This window comes from Bacillus sp. GbtcB14 (assembly GCF_019091205.1).
GTDB lineage: Bacteria > Bacillota > Bacilli > Bacillales > Bacillaceae_G > Bacillus_A > Bacillus_A cereus_AG.
On sequence record NZ_JAGXJT010000001.1, the window covers coordinates 629652 to 651838 of the forward strand.

Sequence of the window (22187 nt, forward strand, 5' to 3'; positions counted from 1 at the left end):
GTTTGAAAATTAAGTTCATTTTAACATATTTTCTATGGTTTCGCTTGCGTATATGTTATGTAGAAAGAGCAAGGAAATAGAAAAAAAGCCGCTGTAAGCGACTTTTTAATATCCGTACTCCCAATCTATTTCATCTTCATTCCAAAGTACAGAGGATACTTTGCCAAGGTGAACAACTGATTCATTCACAGCACATGTGCAATTTTCTTCTCCGGTTTTATGCTGTAACTCTTCATATACTGATTTTTCAACATTTTCTAGAACGACCAAATTTTCTTCTTTTAAAACAAGCGTAGTACCCGCCATATTTATCTTCCTCCTACTAAAATAATGATCACTTATTTGTAAACATAGATAGTATGGATTATATGCTGTATTTTGCTATAGTTGTCCGTCTCATGAAGTATTTTTTATTTTCTTTGTAATCCGTATTCATTGTATACTGTCCGACGGAAATTTGGTACAGGGTTTACATTCATTTCGAAAATCTGTAACAATTATTATGTGCTGTTAACAAAGAATTAACAAATATGTTAAGAAAAATCAAAATTTTGAAACAAATAAACCCGTAAAATGATATAATCATATCAAAATACATATAGGGGATGAGAGGTTATGGAGCTGATCCGTGATTTAATGATCCAAATTGCCATCATTATTTTGCCACTATTTTTATATGAAGCGATTCGTTTAAATCGTTATCAAGAAATGCCTCCGAAGCCGAACCGCTACTTTATTATGTTTTTATCCAGCATTACACTCGTTCTCTCCATGACATACTCTATTTGTTTTGGTGACATTTGTGGGTATAATTTTCACCCAATCCCGATTGTTAGTGGTTTTTTATATGGTGGGATTGTTGGTTTAATCCCGGCCGTTATTTTTGTTGCATATGAATGGGCGCTAAAGGGAATGAGCCTTCTTCCAGTCATAGAAGTAATATTTCTATTGATAGTGCCATTATTTTTATCAAAGAAATGGTCTCTATTTTCAAGAGATAAGAAGCTAATTTTAGCATTTATGATTTCATCATTATACGTACTTGTTTATTTAGTGATTGGAATGATTAACGTTCTGTTAGAAACGGGGTTTACACCACATATCTCACACTTATATAGCGGATATATATTTGCTTCGCTTATTATGGTTATGACTATGGTATTTCAAGTGTACTTAACAGAATATTTAAATGAAAATGCAATATTACGTACAGAGATGCAAAAGTCAGAAAAGCTTAATATTGTAAGTGAGTTGGCAGCAAGTGTTGCACATGAGGTTCGAAATCCGCTCACTGTTGTTCGTGGTTTTATTCAATTGTTACAAAGTACGGAAGATGTGAAAAATAAGGATTATATGCGTCTCGTATTAGCCGAATTGGATCGGGCAGAACAAATTATTTCAGATTATTTGAATTTAGCAAGGCCACAAATTGAGAAAAAAGAACACATTTGCTTATCCGCTCAATTAATAGAAATGACAACTCTTATGTCATCATTTGCAGCGATGCAAGGTGTATATTTGCAAGTTGAGATTTCTGAAAGTCTTTATACGATCGGAGATAAGACGAAATTGAAGCAAGCTATTATGAATGTTGTTAAAAATGGTATTGAAGCAATTCAAGGAAATAAAGGATATTTAAAAGTAACGGCTATGCAAAAAGATGAAACGATTGTAATAAGAGTTAAAGATAGTGGTGTTGGAATGACGACAGAACAGTTAGCAAGGCTGGGACAACCATATTATTCTTTAAAAGAAAAAGGGACAGGATTAGGGCTTATGGTAACATTTAGTATTTTACAAGCGCATAATGGTACACTGGAATATAAAAGCGAAAGTGGGAAAGGAACTGAAGCGATTATTATATTGCCAGCTGTAAGAAATAAGGAATAAAAGTTACCGATGGAAGGTAACTTTTTATTTTATATAGGAAAAAATATAGTATTTTATTCAGATGTTTTTTCTTGTTTTGTTCGGCTAAATAAACTTCTAAATGATTGAAAAAAGCTTTGTTCTTTCGAAGCTGCGACTAATCTTTTTGTTTCTTGAATTTCGCGAATCACTTGCATAAGTTGTGCATCACGGTTGCTGTCTTTATTATAAATTTGATTTACGAGTTTATTCATTTTTTCTTCTTGCTTAGATTCTCGTTTATACATATGATTCATTAATAAGTCCATCTTTTCTTTTTGCAGGGCATCTGTTTGAGCCGCATGATCCACTAACTCTTGTAGCATTTTTTCTTGAGAGCCTTCTTTTACATAAACTTGTTGCATCAATTCATCTAGCTTTTCATCTTTTAAACGATTTTGGGTAATAAGGGTAGAATTTTGATGAATAATTGCTTCATTTAATTGAGCGAGCATTTCAAGTTTTAACATGAACTCCTCAAAGTTACGCCCATCTTCTTTTTCTTTCGGCTGTATTTCTTGCTTATCTTGTATAACGGGTACAGGTGGGGCCTCTTTTTCTTTTAAAATAATAGGTATCGTTTCTGAAATGTCTTCTTGCAATGTAGCAGCTCTTTCATGTATAGATTTCAATAGTTTTAAATCATCCAGTTTATAAATGCGAGCATCAGCTGTTTTGGAAATGATATAACCATGATCCTCTAACAGTTGACTATATTTGCGAACTATATGTTTTGGGATGCCTGTTTTATTCGTGACATCTTTCGTTTTATAGGTAGCTTCCATAATATTTCCTCCCCAAAAAGTATCGTATATATCATTTCAATCTTTTATGAGGACTTCCTTTGAAAAAGAATGTCGGAAGGTTATTAGTTTTCTACAGCATTAGTGAAAAGATGAAGGAAAATGAGAGTTTTTTGGCGGAATGGCGAAGAAGAGCTAAAATAATGTCTGAAAACATATACAGGAGAAGTTTGTTATAATAACTGAGGAAAAGAAACTGGTAGAATCATGGAGGTATACATGAAGCAATTAAAAGGTATTATCATTTCAATTATTGCAATTCTTTCTATTGTAGTAGCGGTGTATGAAGTACTTGTTCCAGAGGAAACAAGTATCAAAAAAACGAATGCGTATGATCAAGTTCTAGAATTTCCGAAAGAGCGATATCCAGAGACAGGGAAACATATTACGGATGCTATAAAAGAAGGACATTCAGAAGTTTGTACAATCGATCGTGGTGGCGCTGCGGATAGAAGGAAATTATCGTTAGCTCCATATCCATCAAAAAAAGGGTATGATCGTGATGAATGGCCAATGGCGATGTGTAAAGAAGGCGGAAAAGGAGCACATATTGAATATATAAGTCCAGCAGATAACCGCGGAGCAGGGTCTTGGGTAGGAAATAAGTTAGATAAATACCCAGATGGTACGCGTGTGAAATTTGACGTAAAGTAGTAGTTGCATATTTCATAATGAAGGAGAATGGGAACGATGGAGTTAACAATTTCTTATTCGCAATTAATGTTGATGAACTATGACGGTGATCAGCCTTACGTGGACTGGACGGATGAAGATTTTGAAAGAGGTTATGCGAAGGCGGATGGAACTGTTATTTTTGAAGCACTTTCTGATTATACTTGTGAAGTAAAAGTGACTTGCGGAAAGCATATTGAGAAAGAAGAAGCGATTAGAACGGTTACAGTTCCTTTTACAGTTGAAAATGGGTGTATCGTTGTAACAAGTATTCTTTCAAATAAATTTCAAATCCCTATTCCAAATGGTGAGTATACAGTTGTATTACAGGCAATTCCTCTTGAAGAACCAACGGATGATGAATTATATAAAATACAATACGAATTCTTTTTTGAAAGTAAAGAATAAAAAAAGGGTTATCCTCAAAAAGGATAACCCTTTTTTGTTATGCGTTTGTTTTTAGCAGGGAACGAGCATCTTTTGCTGCTTGCACCATGTGTTCTAAAGCTGGGATAACTTCTTCCGTTCTTCTCGTTTTTAAACCACAATCAGGATTAATCCAGAAATATTTAGGGTCGCATACTTCTAAAGATTGTTCTACGATTTTATACATTTCATCTTTACTCGGTACACGTGGACTATGAATATCATATACACCTAGACCGATGCCTTTTTCATATGTTGTATGTTTTAATGTATCAATAAATTCTCCGTGACTTCTTGATGTTTCGATAGAAATCACATCTGCATCTAATGCGCGAATCGCGTCAACAATATCTTCGAAATTACTGTAACACATATGCGTATGAATTTGTGTTTCATTTGCTACAGAAGAAGTTGCTAAAAGGAAGGATTGTACTGCCCATGTAATATAAGCGTCCCAATCTTTTTCTTTTAGTGGCATTCCTTCACGAAGTGCTGGCTCATCGACTTGGATTACTCGAATTCCGGAAGATTCAAGTAGTTCAATTTCGTGACGAAGAGCTAATGCAATTTGATACGAAACTTCTTTTCTTGGAATGTCATTTCGAACGAAGGACCAATTTAAAATCGTAACAGGTCCAGTTAACATTCCTTTTACAACTTTCTCTGTTAAGCTTTGTGCATAAACCGTTTCCTTAATAGTCATTCCGTTAATAAAGGCTACATCACCATAAATAACAGGTGGTTTTACGCAGCGGGAACCGTATGATTGTACCCAACCGTTTTTAGTGAATGAGAAACCAGCAAGGCGCTCACCAAAATATTCGACCATGTCAGTTCTTTCAAACTCGCCATGAACAAGAACATCAAGACCAATTTCTTCTTGGTAACGAATCCATTTTTCTGTCTCTTTTTCAATAAATTGTTCATATTGTTCATTTGAAATAACACCGTTACGCCATTCTTTTCGCGTTTGACGAACTTCAGTTGTTTGCGGGAAGCTACCGATAGTTGTTGTTGGTAACAATGGTAACTCCAGAGCAACTTGTTGTAATTCGTATCGTTTTTCAAATGGAAGAGGACGTGAAAAATCTTCTTCTTTTAGTGCTGTTCGTGCTGCTTTGACATCTTCACGGTTACGTGCAGCAGATGAGCGAATTGTATGATGTACATTTCGATATGTTTCTAGCTCATTACTAATGCTTTCTGTACCTTGAGTCAGAGCAGAATGAATAAGAACTAACTCTTCTAATTTTTGATTTGCAAATGCTAGCGCATCAAATAGCTCAGTCGATAAGTGGGTTTCTTCTGTTTTATCGATTGGTGTATGCAATAAGCTACAAGAAGGCTGAACGATGAAATCTTTCGTTTGGACTTGTTTTTGTAACGTTGTAAATAACGTAAGAACTTCATCAAGGTCAGCTCTCCAAATGTTACGGCCATCTATACAACCGACAGCTAAAGTTTTATCAGCTGGGAATCCATATTTTGAAATAGCATTTAGATTTCCTTCTTTACCATGAACGAAATCTAATCCAATACTAGATACAGGGAATGTAATGATTTCTTCATAGTTTTCTTCTACACTATCAAAATATGTTTGTAAAAGAAGAGTCGCATTTGGAACTTCTTTACGAATAGCTTCGTAAATTTCTTTTGCATGTTGAATTTCTTCTTTCGTTAAAGAAGCGAAAATCGGTTCATCAACTTGAATGATTTGTGCACCAGCTGCATGTAGTTCTGAAATTAGTTGTACGTAAGGTGCAACTAATTGGTTTAAAATCGTAGCAAATTGCTCTTGTGTATAGCCTTTCGCTAATTTTAAGAAAGTATATGGTCCTAAAATAACAGGCTTTCCATCTACTCCTAATTCTTGTTTTGCCTCTTCATATAAGCGAAGTGGACGATTATCTTTTAAGGAGATTTGTAATCCCTCTTCATATTCTGGAACGATATAATGATAGTTTGTATTAAACCATTTTGTCATTTCGGAAGCTACGTGATCTTTAGAGCCGCGCGCCATTGCGAAATATACATCAAGGTAAGATGTAAACTCAGAAAAACGTGATGGAATAAATCCTAGCATATAAGCAGTATCCAAAACGTGATCATAATATGTAAAATCGCCAACTGGAATAAGTTCAATCCCTTTTTCTTGCTGTGCTTTAACGTGTTGTAGGCGAATTTCTTTCATTGTTGTTAAAAATTGTTCTTCATCGATTTTATTGGACCAAAAAGCTTCCAATGTTTTTTTCCACTCTCGTTGTAGTCCGATACGTGGATAACCTAAATTACTTGTTTGAATTGCCATTTCAAATTCCTCCCTAATTGAAAGTAAGCATTTCCGTTTACTAGGAAATACCTATAACAAAAAGTACAAAGGCATAGAAAATAAGCCTTCCTTTTTGTTTTAACACCTCATCATCATCCGTGAATCTATCAGTGTTGTTAAAACAGGCAGGTCTCCTGACTTATGCTTCATATAATTACTTTCACCTTCCCGTTTTCACAGTGGCACTAAAAAGAAATCTCAGCATTTACAGTGGCGGGACCGTGTTGGAGTTTCACCAATCTTCCCTTTTAAACACGAAACAAAATGTTCGTGTACCCATTTTCCTTTTGAAAGGAATTTAACAAGCGATATGATATTGAAACAAATTCTAACACAATTTTTGGAATTTTGTCTACTGTTTTAAAATAAGAAAATTCTAAAGTTTTTTATTTTTATTATTCGGATTCTTCTGTTTTTTAAAGAGTTGGAGAGAGGTAGCGGTAATTGAAATAAAGTGCGATTAAACTTATAAAGAAGTGTGTACCTGTACAGAGATAAGATGCCAGTTATAGTATTTAACAATCGATCCATCTTATATCGAAAATAAAATAAGCATAACCTCGACCTAAATTAGAACGGGGTATGCTTATTTTAGGTTTTAAAATGAAATAACTGTATCGTCTTTTTACAGTTTCTTCTTTATAACTTCAACCTTCATTTTTATCAATTTCTGAAAGGCGTCCTGCAACTGCATCTGTAAGGAGGGTATTTAACCATTGTAATTCAACTGTAATATGTTCAATAACGCTTTGTAAAATATATAGTTGTGCACGTGGAATTTGTCCTTTGCTACAATCGTAAATAGTTTGCATCTTATGTAAATATTGAACGGTATCATTTTTCTTTTTTTCTAAAATCGGAACTAACTCTTGGTCATCACCGAAATGAGCGAAAGAGAGTGCCGAATAAATTGGTTTATATATTTGATTTTTTGCTTCGAATTGTTTTAATAGTAACTTGTGAAATAATTGTTTACCTTCTTCTGTTATATGAAAGATTGTTTTATCTGGTCTATTCGTATCTCGAACAATAGTTGTAATACTAATTGCACCTTGCTTTTCTAATTGCTCGAAGGCGTAGTAAAGTGATCCTTTTGCATATTTAATATAACAATCCATTTGTCTTTCTTTCATGATGTGTTGCACTTCATATGGATGTTTATCCCCTTCGAGTAGCAAGCCGAGAATGACTAATTTCATGCTCATTCTGTCTCAACTCCTGTATATAGAAACTTTATCCCGATTGGTGAGGGATAATAACCAGTGGGAATGGTTCCTTACTGATCAAAGATTTACTTTATATATTATAAACGGCATACCCTTTTTCATAAAGGGTATGCCGTTTATTTTTTCTATACTAACTTACTTGCTTTTGTTTTTGTTTCGTTTTTGGACCTGTAAAGAGGCGTTCATTTCCCATAAGTAAAATACAAATAATACTTAGTACAGCGGGGATAAGTGCCCAGAAGAATGTGCTGGCAATAGATGTTGCTAGAGCCTCTTTAATACCAGTTAATATTTCAGCTGGAATTTTCTCGGTAGCACCTTGTGATAATAAGAAACTTGTGTCGCCACCTTTTGGAGCTAATTTTGCTAGTTCAGGAGGGAACACAGTGTTTAGTTTATCTGTAAAAATATGATTTTGAATGGTACCAAAAATTGTTACACCAAGAGTCATACCGAGTGAACGGAAGAATGAGTTTGTTGATGTAGCAGAACCACGGTCTCGCATTTCTAACTTGTGTATAGAAGACATACTTAAAACTGAGAACGAGAAACCAACTCCAAGTCCAGTGAGAACCATAAATAGCGTTACAAGTAGACGAGGTGTATCCATTGTTAACGTGCTTAGTAAATAAATACCAATTACGAAGAAAATACCAGATACCACCATGATGTTACGATAACTTGTTCGAGAAGCTAACTGTCCACCTGTTTGACTTCCAATTACAGAGCCAACCATCATAGGTGTTAAAATTAATCCAGCATTGGAGGCTGAACCGCCGAGAACACCTTGAACGAAGATTGGGATATAAACTGTACAGATAATAAATGCGGCACCATAGAAAAAGGCAACGCCTTGGCTAGCTGCGAATAAAGGCTTTTTAAATAGATGGAAAGAAATGATAGGTTCAGTTGCTTTTCGTTCTACGAAGAAGAAAATAATAAGCATAATCACAACTGTTGTAAATAAACCGATAATTACAGTAGAATTCCATGCATATTCTTTACCACCAAGTTCTAAGGCGAACATTAAGCAAACGATACTAATAACAAGTGTAATAGCGCCAGCCCAATCAATTTTTTGTTTTCTAAATTCTAGAGATTCACTGTAGTATTTCGTAATGAAGAAGAAGGAAATAAGTCCTAATGGAATATTAATATAGAAGACCCAATGCCAACTTATATAGTCTGTAATATAAGCACCTAATAAAGGGCCGAATACACTAGATGTCCCGAAAACCGCACCGAATAGCCCTGTCATTTTTCCGCGCTTTTCTGGCGGGAATATGTCGTACATAATTGTGAAGGCGATAGGCATAAGAGCGCCGCCACCGATCCCTTGAATTGCTCTATAAATACTTAGCTGTTCAATACTAGATGCTGTTCCACAAAGTGCAGAACCGAATAAGAAAAGAATGAGGCCACCAATATAAAAGCGTTTCCGTCCGTACATATCAGAAAGTTTTCCGAAGATAGGCATCCCTGCCATTGTTGCTACCATATATGCAGATGTGACCCAAACGAACTTGTCAAATCCTCCTAGGTCTCCAACAATCGTTGCCATTGCTGTTGCAACGATCGTATTATCCATTGCTGCCATTAAAATACCAAGTAATAAACCTGCAACAACAAATTTTGTATTGTTGGAGTCTTTTTTTGATAATTGAGATTCCAAATATAACCCTCCTTTAATAATAAGTAAACTATATGAAGTTTTGAGTGCAGCACATAAAAATTTGAAATATAGTTTTTTAAATCAATACAAGTGCACTGACAAAGCCATAAAGAATATTATAGTCAAATTTGACTAAAAGGCAAACTTTTTCTTCCGCCAAAATATTCTGTTGTATGGACAGAGAAAGAGTGAGCAATACTTAGTATTGGTGTAAAGTCAATGAAGGAAATTGTAAAAAAATATTTCAGTAAGAATACCTTCTGTTAACAGAGGAAAAATGGTTTTTTCTTTATATTGTCGAATAGGATAAAAGGAAGAGTAATAACTATATATCGTTTGTAACAAGTTTTATTAATATTGTGTAGAGAGGCAGAATAAGGTCGTATGGATATGATGCATCTGAAATGGGGTGAATATTATTATGAAAATATGGAAACGAATTTCGGATCAAGGAAGGCATTCAATACCGCTACAACCGGTGTTATGGATTGATGGCTCAAAAAAGGAAAACGAATGTCCTAATGTAGCAGTTATATTGCAAATCCGTAGTATGTATAAAGAAAAATTTTCATATGAACTGACCTATGATGTAAATGACATACTTATTATGCGAATTGAAGTTGAAAATAAAGGAATGGAAATGATTTCACGAGTTGTAGTAAGTCATATGATTCGAGATTATTTTGCCTATATTCCAAACTCATTAAAGGCTGATAAGGGGATGAGTGAGTTCCTGTTCCAGCTTGTAAGGTGGCGAATCGATAATTTATTACCGAATGAGAAGGTAGAGCTAATTTGTAAAATAAAAGCAAATAAAGATAAAGCACTTAAAAACGCATTATTTCAGGCTACATATACATTTCAATATAAAGGAGTATCATATGGTCCACTGCAAACAAATGAAGTTGTAGTGAGGCAATGATAAAAAGGAACCTGTACGAAAGGTTCCTTTTTTTAATGAAGGTTGTGTTTTTTGAGTACTTTTTTTTGCTCGATTCCTTTTTTTCCTACATAATTATTTTTATAACCAAAATATAAAATGAAAAGAAAGGAAGCAACATTTACAATAGCATCAATTTGATCGTTTGTAATAAAGTTCACTCCGAAAGAATTAAACAGTAATTTTAATGATAATAGAAAACCTGCTAGTAAACGTATAATATCTGATAGATTCTCTTTTTGTAGCATATAAGTCACCTCTTTCTAAAACGATATATAGTATATATATGAAATAGAATAGAAATGGTAGACAAGCTTAAGCGGAAATGTACACTCAATATGTACATTTTTTATTTTGTAGAAAAACATAATTGTTATAGAAACATATATTGGTATAGAAGGGAGGGGAAGTATGAAACATAAAGGGAAAATTAGTGGATTATTACTTGGGAATACAGTGGCAGTTACAGAATGGATTGCGCTTCAGGATGTAATTACAAAACTGGATTCGCGATCATTTTATACTGTCTTTATTATTTATATATTGCAAATGATACTCAGCTATTATTTTGGACATTGGTATGATAAAAGGGCGAGCAGGAGTATGGATACGGAAGTAGGAGGAATGGCAAGTAATAATTTTGTAGTTGATTTCTTTGAGAAAGTAGCTGCTTTATCAGAACGGGATTCTCATAATATTACAGTGTACATTCTTTCTATGAAAGAATGGAAAGAACTAAAAGAAACAGTGCAAGAAAAAAAATTGGAGGTGCTAGTACAAAAATTGGAGAGTACGATTGTACAGACAATTCGTAAAGGAGACGTCGTTACTAGGTGGGATGAAAATAAGTATGTGATTGTGGCGATTGATAACGGACATGAAAAGTCGACAATAACAAACCGATTAATGAAAAGTATTGAAAGCGAAATAGAAAATGGCTTGTTAAGTATAACTCTATTATTTGGAGCTGCTAGTTATCCAATAGAAGGAAAAACTTTTGAAGAATTGTTAAGAAAGGCACAAAATCAATTGTACCAGCATAGGGATTTGTAAGAAAATGAGTGAAACTTCGATTTAAAGAAATATGATATGAAGAAGTTTTTAATGTAACATTTTTTTGACTTTTATTACAAAAAGAACTTTTATTGTAATAAAAGTCTTTAAAAATATATGGAATAAGCATATAATTATGATGGATGTGTCAATGCATTTTGCACAATGTGTTTCATTTTAAAAGTGTAGAGGAAAGCATGCTCTACACTTTTCCTTTTTAGGGAATGACAAGAATAATTGTAAGTTGTTACAAGTTAGTATTTGAACTGTGTAAAATGAACAAAGAAATTATTTGATAGAAAGCGGAAAGGGAATGATAGAATGATAGACGTGAGAGAACAACGAACATCTTTTACTAGGTGAATGATTACTGTTGTTCTTCAAATTATTATGGCTGTGATGAATTCCGTTGTACTTTTATGTAATACATAGTATGAACAGGTTTTAAAAAGTGCCAAGTAAAAGATGGATATGAAACTGCTATTTAGTTCAAAAACGTAAAATGCAATTTCAAGTAATACAATTTGTACAAGCATTATAAACAATAATAATGATTTTCGTAAAAAAGGTGCGAGTGTGGAGTTTATAGAAGGGTATATAACTGTCATAGCTTTTTACACGATGATCGTATATAAGTAGGAGGAAAAAGATGTTGAAGTATAGTAAATTAGCAATTGTAACTGCATTATCAATGACTTTACTAGCGGGTTGTTTCGGGCCGAAACCAGAAGAGGAATTATATGTTGCGTTTGAAAATGCTGCAAAGCAAGAGAAAACAATGTTTGAAGATGCAAAGAAACTTGAAACTTTAGAGAAAGAGGGACAAGAATTATATAACCAGATTGTTCAAGAAGGAAAAGATAATAATCAAACTGTTAAGGAAAAACTGAACCAAGCAGTGAAAAATACAGATGAACGAGAAAAAGTGCTTACAAAAGAAAAAGAATCTTTAAATAAAGCACAAGAAGAAGTAAAATCAGCAGATAAATATGTGAAGAAAATTGAAGATAAGAAATTGAAAGATCAAGCGGATAAAGTGAAAAGCACATATGAGAAACGACAAGATTCATTTAACAAAATGTATGATAGCTATAATAAATCGTTAAAACAAGAAAAAGAATTATATACAATGTTACAAGATAAAGGTACAAAATTAAAAGATATTAGTGAAAAGGTAAAGGTAGTAAATCAATCGTATAAGGATATTGAATCCGAAAAAGACAAGTTTAATGAATTTACGAAATCTTATAATACAGAAAAAATAGCTTTTTATAAACAAGCAAATATTAAAATTAAAGAAGAGAAAAAATAAAACAGTTTGGCCTACAATTGGCCAAACTGTTTTATTTTTTTGTATAAGTACGACTATACCATGGGACAGGTTCACTTAATTTTTTTTCTTGTTTCAGTGCTTCAGGACCAATATAATCTTGAAGTGTTTTTTTTGCTACTGTTAAAGATAAGGTTGTTTTCGGATTTCGATAGGAGGATTCAAGATGACCAAGATGTGGTAGGATTCGAAAATCTTCTTTTGTAGGAGGAATATGGAAAAAATAATCACCTAAACGTATAAGAACATCAGATTGTTGTTGGCTAAAACGTGGATTTCTAGAAAAATGTAATCCTTCTTTAATAGCTTTTTTTTCAGCAATTAAGCGTTCTAAAGCCGTCTTTTTTAACCAGTATAAATACTTCGGATTAGTTGCAGCTTTAGCATGACGATTCACAACGAAAATAGATTGAGCTAGTCGATTAATAGAATGTTGGTTTTGTAATTGAGATTGTGGTTGTGAAGGTTTCATATGGAATCTCCTTTCAATTTTTTATTATTATAACATAAATAAAAGAGGTTTTTATTATATGCAAAAAGTGATTGTATATATTTTCAATATTAAAGCAATATTGTTACAAAAAACAACTATTTTGTATAATAGTAATAGAATGTGCTTTAGAAATTTGATAATGAAAGAGTGAGAAGTTTGAAAGAAATATTAAAACAGCAATATGCCATTATAGATATTGGATCTAATACAATGCGTTTAGTTATTTATGAAAAGCAAAATGGAGGTTTTTATAAGGAGATTGAAAATACGAAAGTGGTTGCTCGGTTAAGGAATTACTTAATTGATGGTGTGTTGATTGAAGAAGGAATAGAGGTATTGTTACAAACGTTATTTCAATTTCAGGAAAGTACACGATTCCACCAGTTGCATCATGTACTTTGTGTTGCAACAGCAACAATTAGACAGGCTGAGAATCAAGTGGCAATTAAAAAACTTGTTGAAGGACAAACAGACTTTACTCTTAGAGTATTATCAGAATATGAGGAGGCATGTTACGGCTATTTAGCAGTTATGAATTCAACTTCGTTCTCTGAAGGAATTACAGTAGATATTGGTGGAGGAAGTACGGAAGTAACATACTTTCGAAATAGAGAGATATTAGAGTATCGTAGCTTTCCTTTTGGAGCACTTTCTTTAAAGCAACAATTTATTAAAGAGGATATACCTACTGAAGACGAGTTGGAAAAGATTCAAACGTACTTAGAATATCAATTTCGAACATTACCATGGTTAATTGATAAGAAATTACCTCTTATTGCAATTGGTGGTAGTGCGAGGAACTTAGTGAAAATCCATCAAAATTTAATTTGTTATCCTATAGCAGGGGTACATCTATATAAAATGAAAGAAGAAGATATTAAAAATGTGAAAGAAGAATTGGAAGTATTGTCGTTCATAGAACTTCAAAAAATGGAAGGGTTGGCAAAAGATCGAGCAGATACAATTATTCCAGCAGTCGAAGTTTTTCATACGCTTGTTAATGTTATAGAGGCACCAGCATTTGTATTAAGTAGAAAAGGGTTACGAGAAGGTGTTTTCTATGAAGAGTTGACAAAAGACTTGGGGATTTCATATTATCCGAACGTAGTCGAAGAAAGTTTACATTTATTATCACATGAATATGAAATGGATATGGAATTTGTAATTCAGCTTATTAAACATGGAAGATTGATTTGTCAACAGCTTGAGGAAACAGGGCTAATTTCTATGTCAGCAAAAGACTGGGAAGTATTCCATCAAGCGGCGAAAGTATTTAATATAGGTAAGTATATAGATGAAGAAGCGAGCCGCTTACATACGTTTTATTTATTAGCGAATAAAACAATTGATGGGATGATGCATAAAGAGCGAGTTAGATTAGCGCTTATTGCGTCTTATAAATCAAAAATGTTATTCAAACAACACTTGTCCCCATTTGAAGGATGGTTCGATAAAAATGAACAAAAAAAAATCCGTCTATTAGGAGCTGTTTTACAATTTTCAGCAGCTCTAAATATAAGACAAAGATCGCTTGTTGAATCGATATCTATAACAGAAAGTAAAGAAGGGTTAACATTTAAAATTGTATGTGAGCAATCGGCATTAGCGGAAAAAGTGCAAGCTGAAAAACAAAAAAAACAGTTAGAAAGAGTATTGAAAACGACTATTCATTTATCCTTTGAATCAAAATGTTAAGTTGTACGGATGTCTTTACAAAAAATTAACACTTTGGAATATTGTAATTTGCTAAAATAAAAGTAACTAAATTATAGTAAAAAAGTTTCAAGGGAAGTGTGAAGAGGATGGAAATGTTGAAGGGGAATATAGTAAATTTAAATGATACAGCTTATTACAATAATCGAGAATTAAGTTGGTTAGCATTTAATGAACGTGTACTACAAGAAGCACAGGATGAAACGAATCCGCTCTTGGAAAGATTAAAGTTTATTAGCATTTTCAGTTCAAATTTAGATGAATTCTTTATGGTACGCGTGGCAGGATTGAAGGATCAAGTGAGTGCTGGGTTTAACCAACCAGAAAATAAGGCTGGCTTAACACCAAAAAAGCAATTAAATAAAATTGCGATAAAGGCCCATGAATTAATGACTGTACAATATAATACGTTTAAAAATTATGTGTTGCCAGCGCTGGAGCTAGAGGGAATTGAGCGTTTAACATTCCACGATTTGACGAAAGAACAGAGAGAATTTATAGAAGAGTATTTTGATGAGCAAATTTTCCCAGTCTTAACACCTGTAGCTATCGATGCATACCGTCCATTTCCAATGTTATTAAATAAAAGTTTGAATTTAGCTACTCTTTTATATGATGAGAAACAAGTGGAGGAAGAAAACCGTACGAAGTTAGGAATTGTACAAGTTCCTTCATTACTCGAACGTTTCATATTTTTACCGAGTGAAGGGCAAAAACATAAATTTATTTTATTAGAAGATGTAATTAGTGGTTTTACTCATAAATTATTTACAGGATATAATGTATCATCTGTTACTCGTTTCCGTATTACACGTAATGCGGATTTAACAATTCATGAAGAAGGTGCGAGGGATTTATTAAAGGTAATTGAAAAAGAATTAAAGAAGCGTAAGTGGGGAGCTGCTGTACGTTTAGAAGTTGGCAAAGAGCATATTGATGAAAGAGTATTAGCATTATTATATGAGGTGTTGGAAGTAAAAGATGAAGATGTGTATATAATGGATGGACCGCTAGATTTAACATGTTTATTTTCTTTATATAAAAAACTAGCTCCTTTATATGAACATCTAGTATATCCGGCTCTTATTCCGCAACGGCCTCAAGACTTAGGGGATGCGGAAGATGTATTTGAAAAAGCAATTGAGCATGATATTTTATTACATCATCCCTTTGAATCATTTCAGCCGGTAGTTGATTTTGTCCGTGATGCGGCAGACGATCCGAATGTACTTGCGATCAAGCAAACATTATATCGAGTAAGTGGGGATTCGCCGATTATTCAGGCGCTAAAAGTAGCGGCTGAAAAAGGAAAGCAAGTGACGGTATTAGTTGAGTTAAAGGCAAGATTTGATGAAGAAAATAATGTGCATTGGGCTAAAGAATTAGAAAAGGCAGGCTGTCACGTTATTTACGGTGTAAGTCATTTGAAGACACATAGTAAAATTACGCTAGTTGTAAGAAGAAAAAACGGAAAAATTGAAAGGTTCGTACATCTTGGGACTGGAAATTATAATGACGCAACAGCAAAGTTATATACTGATTTTGGGTATATTACATCACGAAAAGACTTCGGGGTCGATGCAACAAATTTCTTTAATTATTTGAGTGGTTATACAACAAAGCCACATTTTCATCATTTATCGGTTGCGCCATTTGATATAAGAGAGCAATTTATGGATTTAATAGATGAAGAAATCCGTTATCATAGGCAATATGGAAATGGATATATTATTGCTAAGATGAATTCATTAACAGATAAACCATTAATAAAAAAAATGTATGAAGCATCACAAGCTGGAGTAAAGGTAGAGCTCATCGTTCGAGGAACATGTTGCCTACGGCCTGGTATTCCAAGTGTAAGTGAAAATATTCGGGTAGTTAGTGTTGTCGGGAGATATTTAGAACATAGCCGAATTTATTATTTCCATCATAATGGAGAGGAAAAGATATATTTATCTTCGGCTGATTGGATGACGCGAAATATGGAAAAGCGAGTAGAAATATCTTTCCCGATATTAGATATTGAAATGAAGGCGAGAATTAAGGCGATTTTACAGCTAACATTAGCTGATAATGTGAAAACGCGTGAACAAAATAAAACCGGTGACTATTATTACGTTATTAATAGTAGTACAGAAGAAATTGATAGCCAAGTGAAGTTGTTTAAGATGGCGTATCAAAACACGGATGCTGAATAATGAGAACAAAGTAAAAAACCTCTTTTTTAAGAGGTTTTTTACTTTGTTCTCTACTTATTATACGTTCTTTAATTAAAAGAATGCGTAGAGAGAATAGTTTTTATTGTAAGCATGTTAATGGATCATGAAACGGTTAAGAGAGGGAATAACATTGATAGAATTGTACGGTACATTAATAATAGTATGGTTGTTGACAAGGTCCACCATAACAAGGATAAGGTGTTGGCGGTGGGAAAGGTGGTGGATATGGTGGGTAATACGGTCTAGGACCGAAAGCTAATGCTCCACCGAGCAGTCCACCAGCAATGCCAGCTAGAAATGGAACGCCAAAAAACGGAAAGAAGCGTGAGTCGCCTACTGGACCAATAGGTGCTGAGCGGACTGGGATTGGTTGATAATATGGGTACATGAACAAACCTCCTTTATTGGACTCACTTTTATCATATGGTAAATGAAACATGGATGAGCGCGTACAAGAAAGGATATGTAAGAAAATAGGCGAATTATTACGAATGTTGGAGCGTGAAAATCGTAATTTCAGGTTTTGACATAAATCGGAATGGGACACGTGTTCTTCCAAGGCCCCGATTGACATAGAGAGCTAAGTCTTGAATCGTATAGAAGCCTTCAACATAGTTTTTAGCAAGTGATGGGGTAATAATAGCGCCTACAAAAGGAATTTGTACTTGTCCGCCATGGCTGTGACCAGAAAGTTGTAAGTTAACAGGATATTTAGCAATTTTGGGTGCAATATCTGGCTCGTGAACAAGAACAATATTATAAGTGTTTTGCCTCGCGTACTGTAGTGTCTCGTCTATTTTGGGCTTGCCTAGTAGTATATCATCAAGACCGAAAATTGAAATTTCACTATTATCCAGTAGACGAATTCTCTTTTCGCTATTTAATAATAGTTCAAATCCGGATTCGCGCATGATGTGTTCGTAGTATTCCGTTCCGTATCCGCCGTGATCATGGTTACCATAAATAGAAAATTTACCGAAGGGTGCTTGTATATTTTTTAAAATGGATGCAACGAAAGGAGTGTCAGTATATGTTTGATAATTATCAATGAGATCACCAGTAAAAAGAACAATGTCGGGTTTTACAGCATTAATTTTAGAAACGATTTGAGATAAATGTTGGAGAGAGAAATAGTATCCGAGATGTAAATCACTAAATTGAAGAATCTTCATACCATGAAAACTTTTTGGTATGAGTTGTGATGTAAGTGTATGCTCTGTAAAAGAGAGTAAATGAGGCTCAATATATTTAGCGTAATAGTATCCGATGCTAGTGGTTATAAATGAATATAGACAAGTGCGCATGCCAACTTTTAAAAAATCTCTTCTAGTAATTTTCTTCATAAAAATATGAGTATACCTATATGACTTATATCACATGTGTTCGTTACAATTATAGGTTACTCAAATCTCCTTTCAGTTTATTTAAAATATATTTTAAATAATAAAAAGTAGTATAGATTACGAAAAAAACGAATAAAAAGAAACCTCTTTACGTTAAAATATCAGAAAAGTTTAAAAATATAAAGATTTCTATTAAATAAAATGATAAAATGAATGTGTATTCATTTTTTTGGAGGGGATGTATGTGAAAGAGAAGGTAGTTATTATAACAGGTGGATCAAGTGGAATGGGAAAAGGAATGGCGACTCGTTTTGCAAAAGAAGGGGCACGAGTTGTTATTACAGGACGTACAAAGGAAAAACTAGAGGAAACAAAGTTGGAAATTGAACAATTTCCAGGGCAAGTATTACCTGTACAAATGGATGTAAGGAATACGGATGATATTCAGAAAATGATTGAACAGATTGATGAGAAGTTTGGTCGAATTGATGTTTTAATAAATAATGCAGCTGGAAACTTTATTTGTCCGGCAGAAGATTTATCCGTGAATGGCTGGAATTCAGTCATTAATATTGTGTTAAACGGTACATTTTACTGTAGCCATGCTGTCGGAAAATATTGGATTGAAAAAGGTATAAAAGGGAATATCATTAACATGGTAGCAACATATGCATGGGATGCAGGCCCGGGAGTTATCCATTCGGCAGCAGCTAAAGCCGGTGTATTAGCGATGACAAAAACTCTTGCTGTTGAGTGGGGACGTAAATATGGAATACGAGTTAACGCTATCGCACCAGGACCAATTGAACGTACGGGCGGTGCTGATAAATTATGGATTTCAGAAGAAATGGCTAAGCGTACGATACAAAGTGTTCCGCTTGGAAGGCTGGGGACGCCAGAAGAAATCGCAGGTCTAGCTTATTATTTATGTTCAGATGAAGCTGCGTACATAAATGGGACTTGCATGACAATGGATGGAGGACAACATTTACATCAATATCCATTTTAAAAGGGATGAGAAAATGAATGTTTAATTCGTTTTTCTACGGTTAAATGTGACGGAATTGTGACATATGAAAGAAAGGTATTTACAAGAGGTCATATATACGTTATATTTAAGACCTCTTTTTTCTTCATAGTAGAATTGCTAATTCCCCTTAGCATTTTACCCCTCTAATCCCTTCAGGAAAACTGAAGGGATTTTTTATTATTTTTCCGTAAATATCGTGTTATAATTTTTGAAAAGTAAAGGGAGGGAAGCACGTTGATAGACGCATTAGATGTAATGAGTAACTTGGATAAAGTCCTTCCTTATTATCAAGCTATTTTTAGTGCTGATGAGCATACAGTAATTGGATATGAAGTTGTAGGACGTATTCAAACAGAAGAGGGTATACAAAGTTTAGCATCTTTCTTCCATGATGATTCTATTCCAAGTGAGTTTCAACTGGAAGCGGATAACATTATAGTAGAAAAAGCTTTAAATCGTTATTTAGAAAGTGATCAAAAACTATTATTATTTATCCATCGGAATGCTAACGTATTAATGAACGATGATGATGAAAGTTTACTTCAACTTTTATTGATGTATGAAGAGCAAGGTTTAAATTTGAAACACATTGTTTTAGAAATTACAGAGCATGAATGTAAAGAAGATATAGAGCAATTTAATCATTTGCTTATGTATTATCGTACATATGGTATTCAAATTTCGATTAATAAAGTCGGAACGGGTACAAGTAATTTAGAACGTATTAGCGTGTTAGCACCAGATATTTTAAAAGTAGATTTAACAAACTTAAGACAAACTGCACTTTTACAATCTTATCAAGATATTTTATATTCTTTATCATTACTTGCTAGAAGAATTGGTGCGACATTGTTATATGAAGAAATAGATGCTTTTTATCAACTACAATATGCTTGGAAAAACGGTGGTAGATATTATCAAGGGAATTATTTGAAAGAGTGCTTACCTGATTTTATTGAAACGAACGTTTTGAAAGAACGACTTGGTAATGAGTGTCATCAATTTATTCAACATGAAAAGAAGAAATTACAAAAAATTTATAATTTAACCGAAATGTTACGTGATCGAATTGGTGATGTTCTAGCCAAACAGAAGAAGAATGAAGATATAAATGATTGGTTATTACAATTTAGCCAAAGTGTATCACAGTATAGTTTCCGCATATTTATTTGTAACGAAGATGGTTTCCAACAATCAGGAAACGTTATGAAAAAAGATGGGGAATGGATTGTGATGCCTGAGTATTATATGAAGAACTGGAGTTGGCGTCCGTATTTTCTAGAAAATATTATGAAAATGCGTTTTGAGAATAAGGCAAGACTTTCAGATTTATATGCTGATATTGAAACCGGTGAGATGGTACGAACATTTTCTTTCCCAATTGATGATGAAAACTTTTTATTTATAGATTTATCGTATGAATATTTATATGAAGAAGATGTTTTATTTTAATGCACGAAGAGATTCGTGCATTTTTTGTTTGTTTTTATCATAAATTGGTAATAGTGAAAATGGTGATGAAAATGCTGTCTATCGTTGTAAAGATTTTACGAACGAAACCAGCCCTTTCTTTGCATAATCATTGTTACAATGAATACTACAAAGACAAGTTCTCTTAAAGGGAAGGTGAAAAAATGAGGAAATATGGAATATGGTTAGTTCTATTTGTATGCGTTGCCTTTCTAGTTGGTTATAGTGTCACAACTGTTTTAGGAAAAGAGGAAGTGAAAGTCGATCGGAAAGAAGTGTTTACAACGATACAAAAGGGCTATGAAACCCAATTTTCAATTCGTGGGAAGCATTTGCCGATGAATAAGATGATAGAAACGTTATCACCATATTTTACAGAGAATTTCCTTCAAGTATTTACAGATGAAAATAGTAGAAGTGATAAACAAAGTGGTGAATATTTACTTCCAGCAAAAGAAGCGCCGTTTTCTTTTCATTCAGAAACGAAAATGTCATATGATGAAGAGCATAAAATTTTATATGTATATGAGCGGGCAAAAAGTGGACAATATCAAATTGTAACATTGCAAAGAGATCAAGGGAAATGGAAATTGGCCGGATATCATGAAAGTCAAGAACTTTTAACTGAAATAAAAAGATTACAACAATTATAAAGTGACACTTTACTCGGTGAGGGGTGTTCATCTCCCACTGAGTAATAGCCCACAAATAGCGGGATAAAAATAAGAATAGGTCTTTACCTATTCTTATTCAATATTGAGTAGCTGTTGTAATTTTTCAATTTGAAAACCAGCAACAACTTCTCCATCAATTACAACTGTTGGAGTAGAATACGAATCATAGTCATATAAAAGACGATTGCGTGCAGCAGCGTCTTTTTTTACGTCAAATTCTTCATATACAATGTTATTATGCTTTAAAAATTCTTTCACAATGACACATGGCGGACAATCAGGTTGTGTGTAAACCTCAATTTTTTTCATTGTAATTCCTCCTTTTTTCTGTTTTTTATTATATTCTTCCAGTATAAAAATCGCAATAAAGAAGGGAAAAGATGTTCTTTCTGTTTTTTTCCTTCGCATTTCGACAAATTTTTAGTTGAGTTTCTGGCCAATAACCTTTATCCTAGACTGTGGAACATTTTTTCTGTTATGACGGATAGAATGAGTATAGCTGTAAAACCTATTGGTAGGAAGATCAGAGAAAGGAGAGATTTCATGTCTCTACTCCAAGGAATTTTAACTCGACTTGTTAGTCTACAAGAACAAGCTGAAAGCGGTGAAGTAGCACAACGCTATTTTGAAGTGAACGGTGAGCGCAAATGTAGCGTGAAATTTTTCGATAAAAGTGAAATGTATGAGTTAGAAGTGTATCAACAAGGTGAAAAACCTCAAGTGTATCAATTCGATAATATCGACATGGTTGCAATTGAGATTTACGATATCATTTCTTGATACATATAAAAAAGGTGTTGCCATATGGCAACACCTTTTTTAGTTCTATTACTTTTTAGCATATATGTATAGGGAATTTTTATTTTTCCCACAATGGTAATAAAGT

The 22187-nt window shown here is 33.6% G+C and carries 22 protein-coding genes and 1 riboswitch; of the genes, 12 read left to right on the plus strand and 10 right to left on the minus strand.

Annotated elements, in window-relative coordinates; translation table 11 throughout:
- Window positions 1-105: 105 nt before the first annotated feature.
- Window positions 106-306 carry a hypothetical protein gene (locus KVT31_RS03440; protein ID WP_000929285.1) on the minus strand — a complete coding sequence of 67 codons (201 nt, stop codon included), beginning with the start codon at window positions 304-306 and terminating at the stop codon, window positions 106-108.
- A 309-nt stretch (window positions 307-615) separates the two neighbouring features.
- Between KVT31_RS03440 and kinB the strand changes: the two genes are divergently transcribed.
- Window positions 616-1890 carry a sporulation sensor histidine kinase KinB gene (kinB, locus tag KVT31_RS03445; protein ID WP_088097586.1) on the plus strand — a complete coding sequence of 425 codons (1275 nt, stop codon included), beginning with the start codon at window positions 616-618 and terminating at the stop codon, window positions 1888-1890.
- Window positions 1891-1943: 53 nt separating this feature from the next.
- Here the strand turns inward: kinB and KVT31_RS03450 are convergent, their stop codons facing one another.
- On the minus strand, window positions 1944-2693 hold the full coding sequence (locus KVT31_RS03450) for a DUF3967 domain-containing protein (RefSeq protein ID WP_088097585.1): 750 nt from the start codon (window positions 2691-2693) through the stop codon (window positions 1944-1946).
- A gap of 237 nt (window positions 2694-2930) precedes the next feature.
- Here KVT31_RS03450 and nucA point away from each other — a divergent pair, with 237 nt between their 5' ends.
- A complete protein-coding gene (gene nucA / locus KVT31_RS03455; RefSeq protein ID WP_000811502.1) occupies window positions 2931-3365 on the plus strand; it encodes a DNA-entry nuclease in 435 nt (144 codons plus the stop codon).
- A 36-nt stretch (window positions 3366-3401) separates the two neighbouring features.
- A complete protein-coding gene (comJ, locus tag KVT31_RS03460; protein WP_088097584.1) occupies window positions 3402-3791 on the plus strand; it encodes a competence protein ComJ in 390 nt (129 codons plus the stop codon).
- Between the two features lie 37 nt (window positions 3792-3828).
- Here the strand turns inward: comJ and metE are convergent, their stop codons facing one another.
- The 3 genes from metE to KVT31_RS03475 form a co-directional block, all read right to left on the minus strand.
- Window positions 3829-6117 carry a 5-methyltetrahydropteroyltriglutamate--homocysteine S-methyltransferase gene (gene metE, locus KVT31_RS03465; protein WP_088097583.1) on the minus strand — a complete coding sequence of 763 codons (2289 nt, stop codon included), beginning with the start codon at window positions 6115-6117 and terminating at the stop codon, window positions 3829-3831.
- A 128-nt stretch (window positions 6118-6245) separates the two neighbouring features.
- Window positions 6246-6433: riboswitch (cobalamin riboswitch) on the minus strand.
- A gap of 352 nt (window positions 6434-6785) precedes the next feature.
- The gene (locus KVT31_RS03470; protein WP_061678299.1) at window positions 6786-7343 is read right to left on the minus strand and encodes a PadR family transcriptional regulator; all 558 of its coding nucleotides are present in this window, start codon (window positions 7341-7343) and stop codon (window positions 6786-6788) included.
- A 151-nt stretch (window positions 7344-7494) separates the two neighbouring features.
- Entirely contained in the window at window positions 7495-9036 is a 1542-nt protein-coding gene (locus KVT31_RS03475; protein ID WP_088097582.1) for an MDR family MFS transporter, read from the minus strand.
- A 421-nt stretch (window positions 9037-9457) separates the two neighbouring features.
- On the opposite strand from KVT31_RS03475, the gene KVT31_RS03480 reads away from it, so the two are divergent.
- Window positions 9458-9958, plus strand: coding sequence for a hypothetical protein (locus KVT31_RS03480; RefSeq protein ID WP_088097581.1), 501 nt, complete (start codon window positions 9458-9460; stop codon window positions 9956-9958).
- A gap of 32 nt (window positions 9959-9990) precedes the next feature.
- Here KVT31_RS03480 and KVT31_RS03485 read toward each other — a convergent pair whose 3' ends face one another.
- Window positions 9991-10224, minus strand: coding sequence for an SPP1 phage holin family protein (locus tag KVT31_RS03485; RefSeq protein ID WP_000939452.1), 234 nt, complete (start codon window positions 10222-10224; stop codon window positions 9991-9993).
- A 163-nt stretch (window positions 10225-10387) separates the two neighbouring features.
- Here KVT31_RS03485 and KVT31_RS03490 point away from each other — a divergent pair, with 163 nt between their 5' ends.
- Window positions 10388-11029, plus strand: coding sequence for a diguanylate cyclase domain-containing protein (locus KVT31_RS03490; RefSeq protein WP_088097580.1), 642 nt, complete (start codon window positions 10388-10390; stop codon window positions 11027-11029).
- Between the two features lie 649 nt (window positions 11030-11678).
- Window positions 11679-12341 (plus strand): YkyA family protein, encoded by a 663-nt coding sequence (locus KVT31_RS03495; protein ID WP_088097579.1) that lies wholly within the window; start codon window positions 11679-11681, stop codon window positions 12339-12341.
- Between the two features lie 31 nt (window positions 12342-12372).
- On the opposite strand, the gene KVT31_RS03500 is transcribed toward KVT31_RS03495, so the two are convergent.
- Window positions 12373-12831 (minus strand): YkyB family protein, encoded by a 459-nt coding sequence (locus tag KVT31_RS03500; protein WP_000804864.1) that lies wholly within the window; start codon window positions 12829-12831, stop codon window positions 12373-12375.
- 177 nt (window positions 12832-13008) lie between these two features.
- Here KVT31_RS03500 and KVT31_RS03505 point away from each other — a divergent pair, with 177 nt between their 5' ends.
- Both KVT31_RS03505 and KVT31_RS03510 read left to right on the plus strand, forming a co-directional pair.
- Complete coding sequence (locus KVT31_RS03505; RefSeq protein ID WP_088097578.1) at window positions 13009-14547, plus strand: Ppx/GppA family phosphatase; 1539 nt, start codon at window positions 13009-13011, stop codon at window positions 14545-14547.
- Between the two features lie 107 nt (window positions 14548-14654).
- Entirely contained in the window at window positions 14655-16763 is a 2109-nt protein-coding gene (locus KVT31_RS03510; protein ID WP_088097577.1) for a polyphosphate kinase, read from the plus strand.
- A gap of 172 nt (window positions 16764-16935) precedes the next feature.
- Here KVT31_RS03510 and KVT31_RS03515 read toward each other — a convergent pair whose 3' ends face one another.
- Both KVT31_RS03515 and KVT31_RS03520 read right to left on the minus strand, forming a co-directional pair.
- Complete coding sequence (locus tag KVT31_RS03515) at window positions 16936-17172, minus strand: hypothetical protein (protein ID WP_048563234.1); 237 nt, start codon at window positions 17170-17172, stop codon at window positions 16936-16938.
- A 97-nt stretch (window positions 17173-17269) separates the two neighbouring features.
- A complete protein-coding gene (locus KVT31_RS03520; RefSeq protein ID WP_088097575.1) occupies window positions 17270-18127 on the minus strand; it encodes a metallophosphoesterase in 858 nt (285 codons plus the stop codon).
- A gap of 244 nt (window positions 18128-18371) precedes the next feature.
- On the opposite strand from KVT31_RS03520, the gene fadH reads away from it, so the two are divergent.
- From fadH to KVT31_RS03535, 3 genes are all read left to right on the plus strand, one after another.
- Window positions 18372-19136 carry a 2,4-dienoyl-CoA reductase gene (gene fadH, locus KVT31_RS03525; protein WP_000660913.1) on the plus strand — a complete coding sequence of 255 codons (765 nt, stop codon included), beginning with the start codon at window positions 18372-18374 and terminating at the stop codon, window positions 19134-19136.
- A 255-nt stretch (window positions 19137-19391) separates the two neighbouring features.
- On the plus strand, window positions 19392-20609 hold the full coding sequence (locus tag KVT31_RS03530) for an EAL domain-containing protein (RefSeq protein WP_000564301.1): 1218 nt from the start codon (window positions 19392-19394) through the stop codon (window positions 20607-20609).
- Window positions 20610-20791: 182 nt separating this feature from the next.
- The gene (locus KVT31_RS03535; RefSeq protein WP_016086504.1) at window positions 20792-21280 is read left to right on the plus strand and encodes a DUF3993 domain-containing protein; all 489 of its coding nucleotides are present in this window, start codon (window positions 20792-20794) and stop codon (window positions 21278-21280) included.
- A gap of 93 nt (window positions 21281-21373) precedes the next feature.
- Here KVT31_RS03535 and KVT31_RS03540 read toward each other — a convergent pair whose 3' ends face one another.
- On the minus strand, window positions 21374-21610 hold the full coding sequence (locus KVT31_RS03540; RefSeq protein WP_088097574.1) for a glutaredoxin family protein: 237 nt from the start codon (window positions 21608-21610) through the stop codon (window positions 21374-21376).
- A gap of 234 nt (window positions 21611-21844) precedes the next feature.
- Between KVT31_RS03540 and KVT31_RS03545 the strand changes: the two genes are divergently transcribed.
- Window positions 21845-22081, plus strand: coding sequence for a YkuJ family protein (locus KVT31_RS03545; RefSeq protein WP_000055151.1), 237 nt, complete (start codon window positions 21845-21847; stop codon window positions 22079-22081).
- The last annotated feature ends 106 nt before the right edge of the window (window positions 22082-22187 follow it).

Coding starts and splice junctions, on each gene's coding strand:
- KVT31_RS03440 (WP_000929285.1), bottom strand. CDS start 306: ATGGCGGGTACTACGCTTGTTTTAAAAGAAGAAAATTTGGTCGTTCTA.
- KVT31_RS03520 (WP_088097575.1), bottom strand. CDS start 18,127: ATGAAGAAAATTACTAGAAGAGATTTTTTAAAAGTTGGCATGCGCACT.
- kinB (WP_088097586.1), top strand. CDS start 616: ATGGAGCTGATCCGTGATTTAATGATCCAAATTGCCATCATTATTTTG.
- KVT31_RS03490 (WP_088097580.1), top strand. CDS start 10,388: ATGAAACATAAAGGGAAAATTAGTGGATTATTACTTGGGAATACAGTG.
- KVT31_RS03485 (WP_000939452.1), bottom strand. CDS start 10,224: ATGCTACAAAAAGAGAATCTATCAGATATTATACGTTTACTAGCAGGT.
- KVT31_RS03535 (WP_016086504.1), top strand. CDS start 20,792: ATGAGGAAATATGGAATATGGTTAGTTCTATTTGTATGCGTTGCCTTT.
- comJ (WP_088097584.1), top strand. CDS start 3,402: ATGGAGTTAACAATTTCTTATTCGCAATTAATGTTGATGAACTATGAC.
- KVT31_RS03500 (WP_000804864.1), bottom strand. CDS start 12,831: ATGAAACCTTCACAACCACAATCTCAATTACAAAACCAACATTCTATT.
- KVT31_RS03540 (WP_088097574.1), bottom strand. CDS start 21,610: ATGAAAAAAATTGAGGTTTACACACAACCTGATTGTCCGCCATGTGTC.
- KVT31_RS03450 (WP_088097585.1), bottom strand. CDS start 2,693: ATGGAAGCTACCTATAAAACGAAAGATGTCACGAATAAAACAGGCATC.
- metE (WP_088097583.1), bottom strand. CDS start 6,117: ATGGCAATTCAAACAAGTAATTTAGGTTATCCACGTATCGGACTACAA.
- KVT31_RS03545 (WP_000055151.1), top strand. CDS start 21,845: ATGTCTCTACTCCAAGGAATTTTAACTCGACTTGTTAGTCTACAAGAA.
- KVT31_RS03515 (WP_048563234.1), bottom strand. CDS start 17,172: ATGTACCCATATTATCAACCAATCCCAGTCCGCTCAGCACCTATTGGT.
- KVT31_RS03480 (WP_088097581.1), top strand. CDS start 9,458: ATGAAAATATGGAAACGAATTTCGGATCAAGGAAGGCATTCAATACCG.
- KVT31_RS03470 (WP_061678299.1), bottom strand. CDS start 7,343: ATGAGCATGAAATTAGTCATTCTCGGCTTGCTACTCGAAGGGGATAAA.
- nucA (WP_000811502.1), top strand. CDS start 2,931: ATGAAGCAATTAAAAGGTATTATCATTTCAATTATTGCAATTCTTTCT.
- KVT31_RS03495 (WP_088097579.1), top strand. CDS start 11,679: ATGTTGAAGTATAGTAAATTAGCAATTGTAACTGCATTATCAATGACT.
- KVT31_RS03510 (WP_088097577.1), top strand. CDS start 14,655: ATGGAAATGTTGAAGGGGAATATAGTAAATTTAAATGATACAGCTTAT.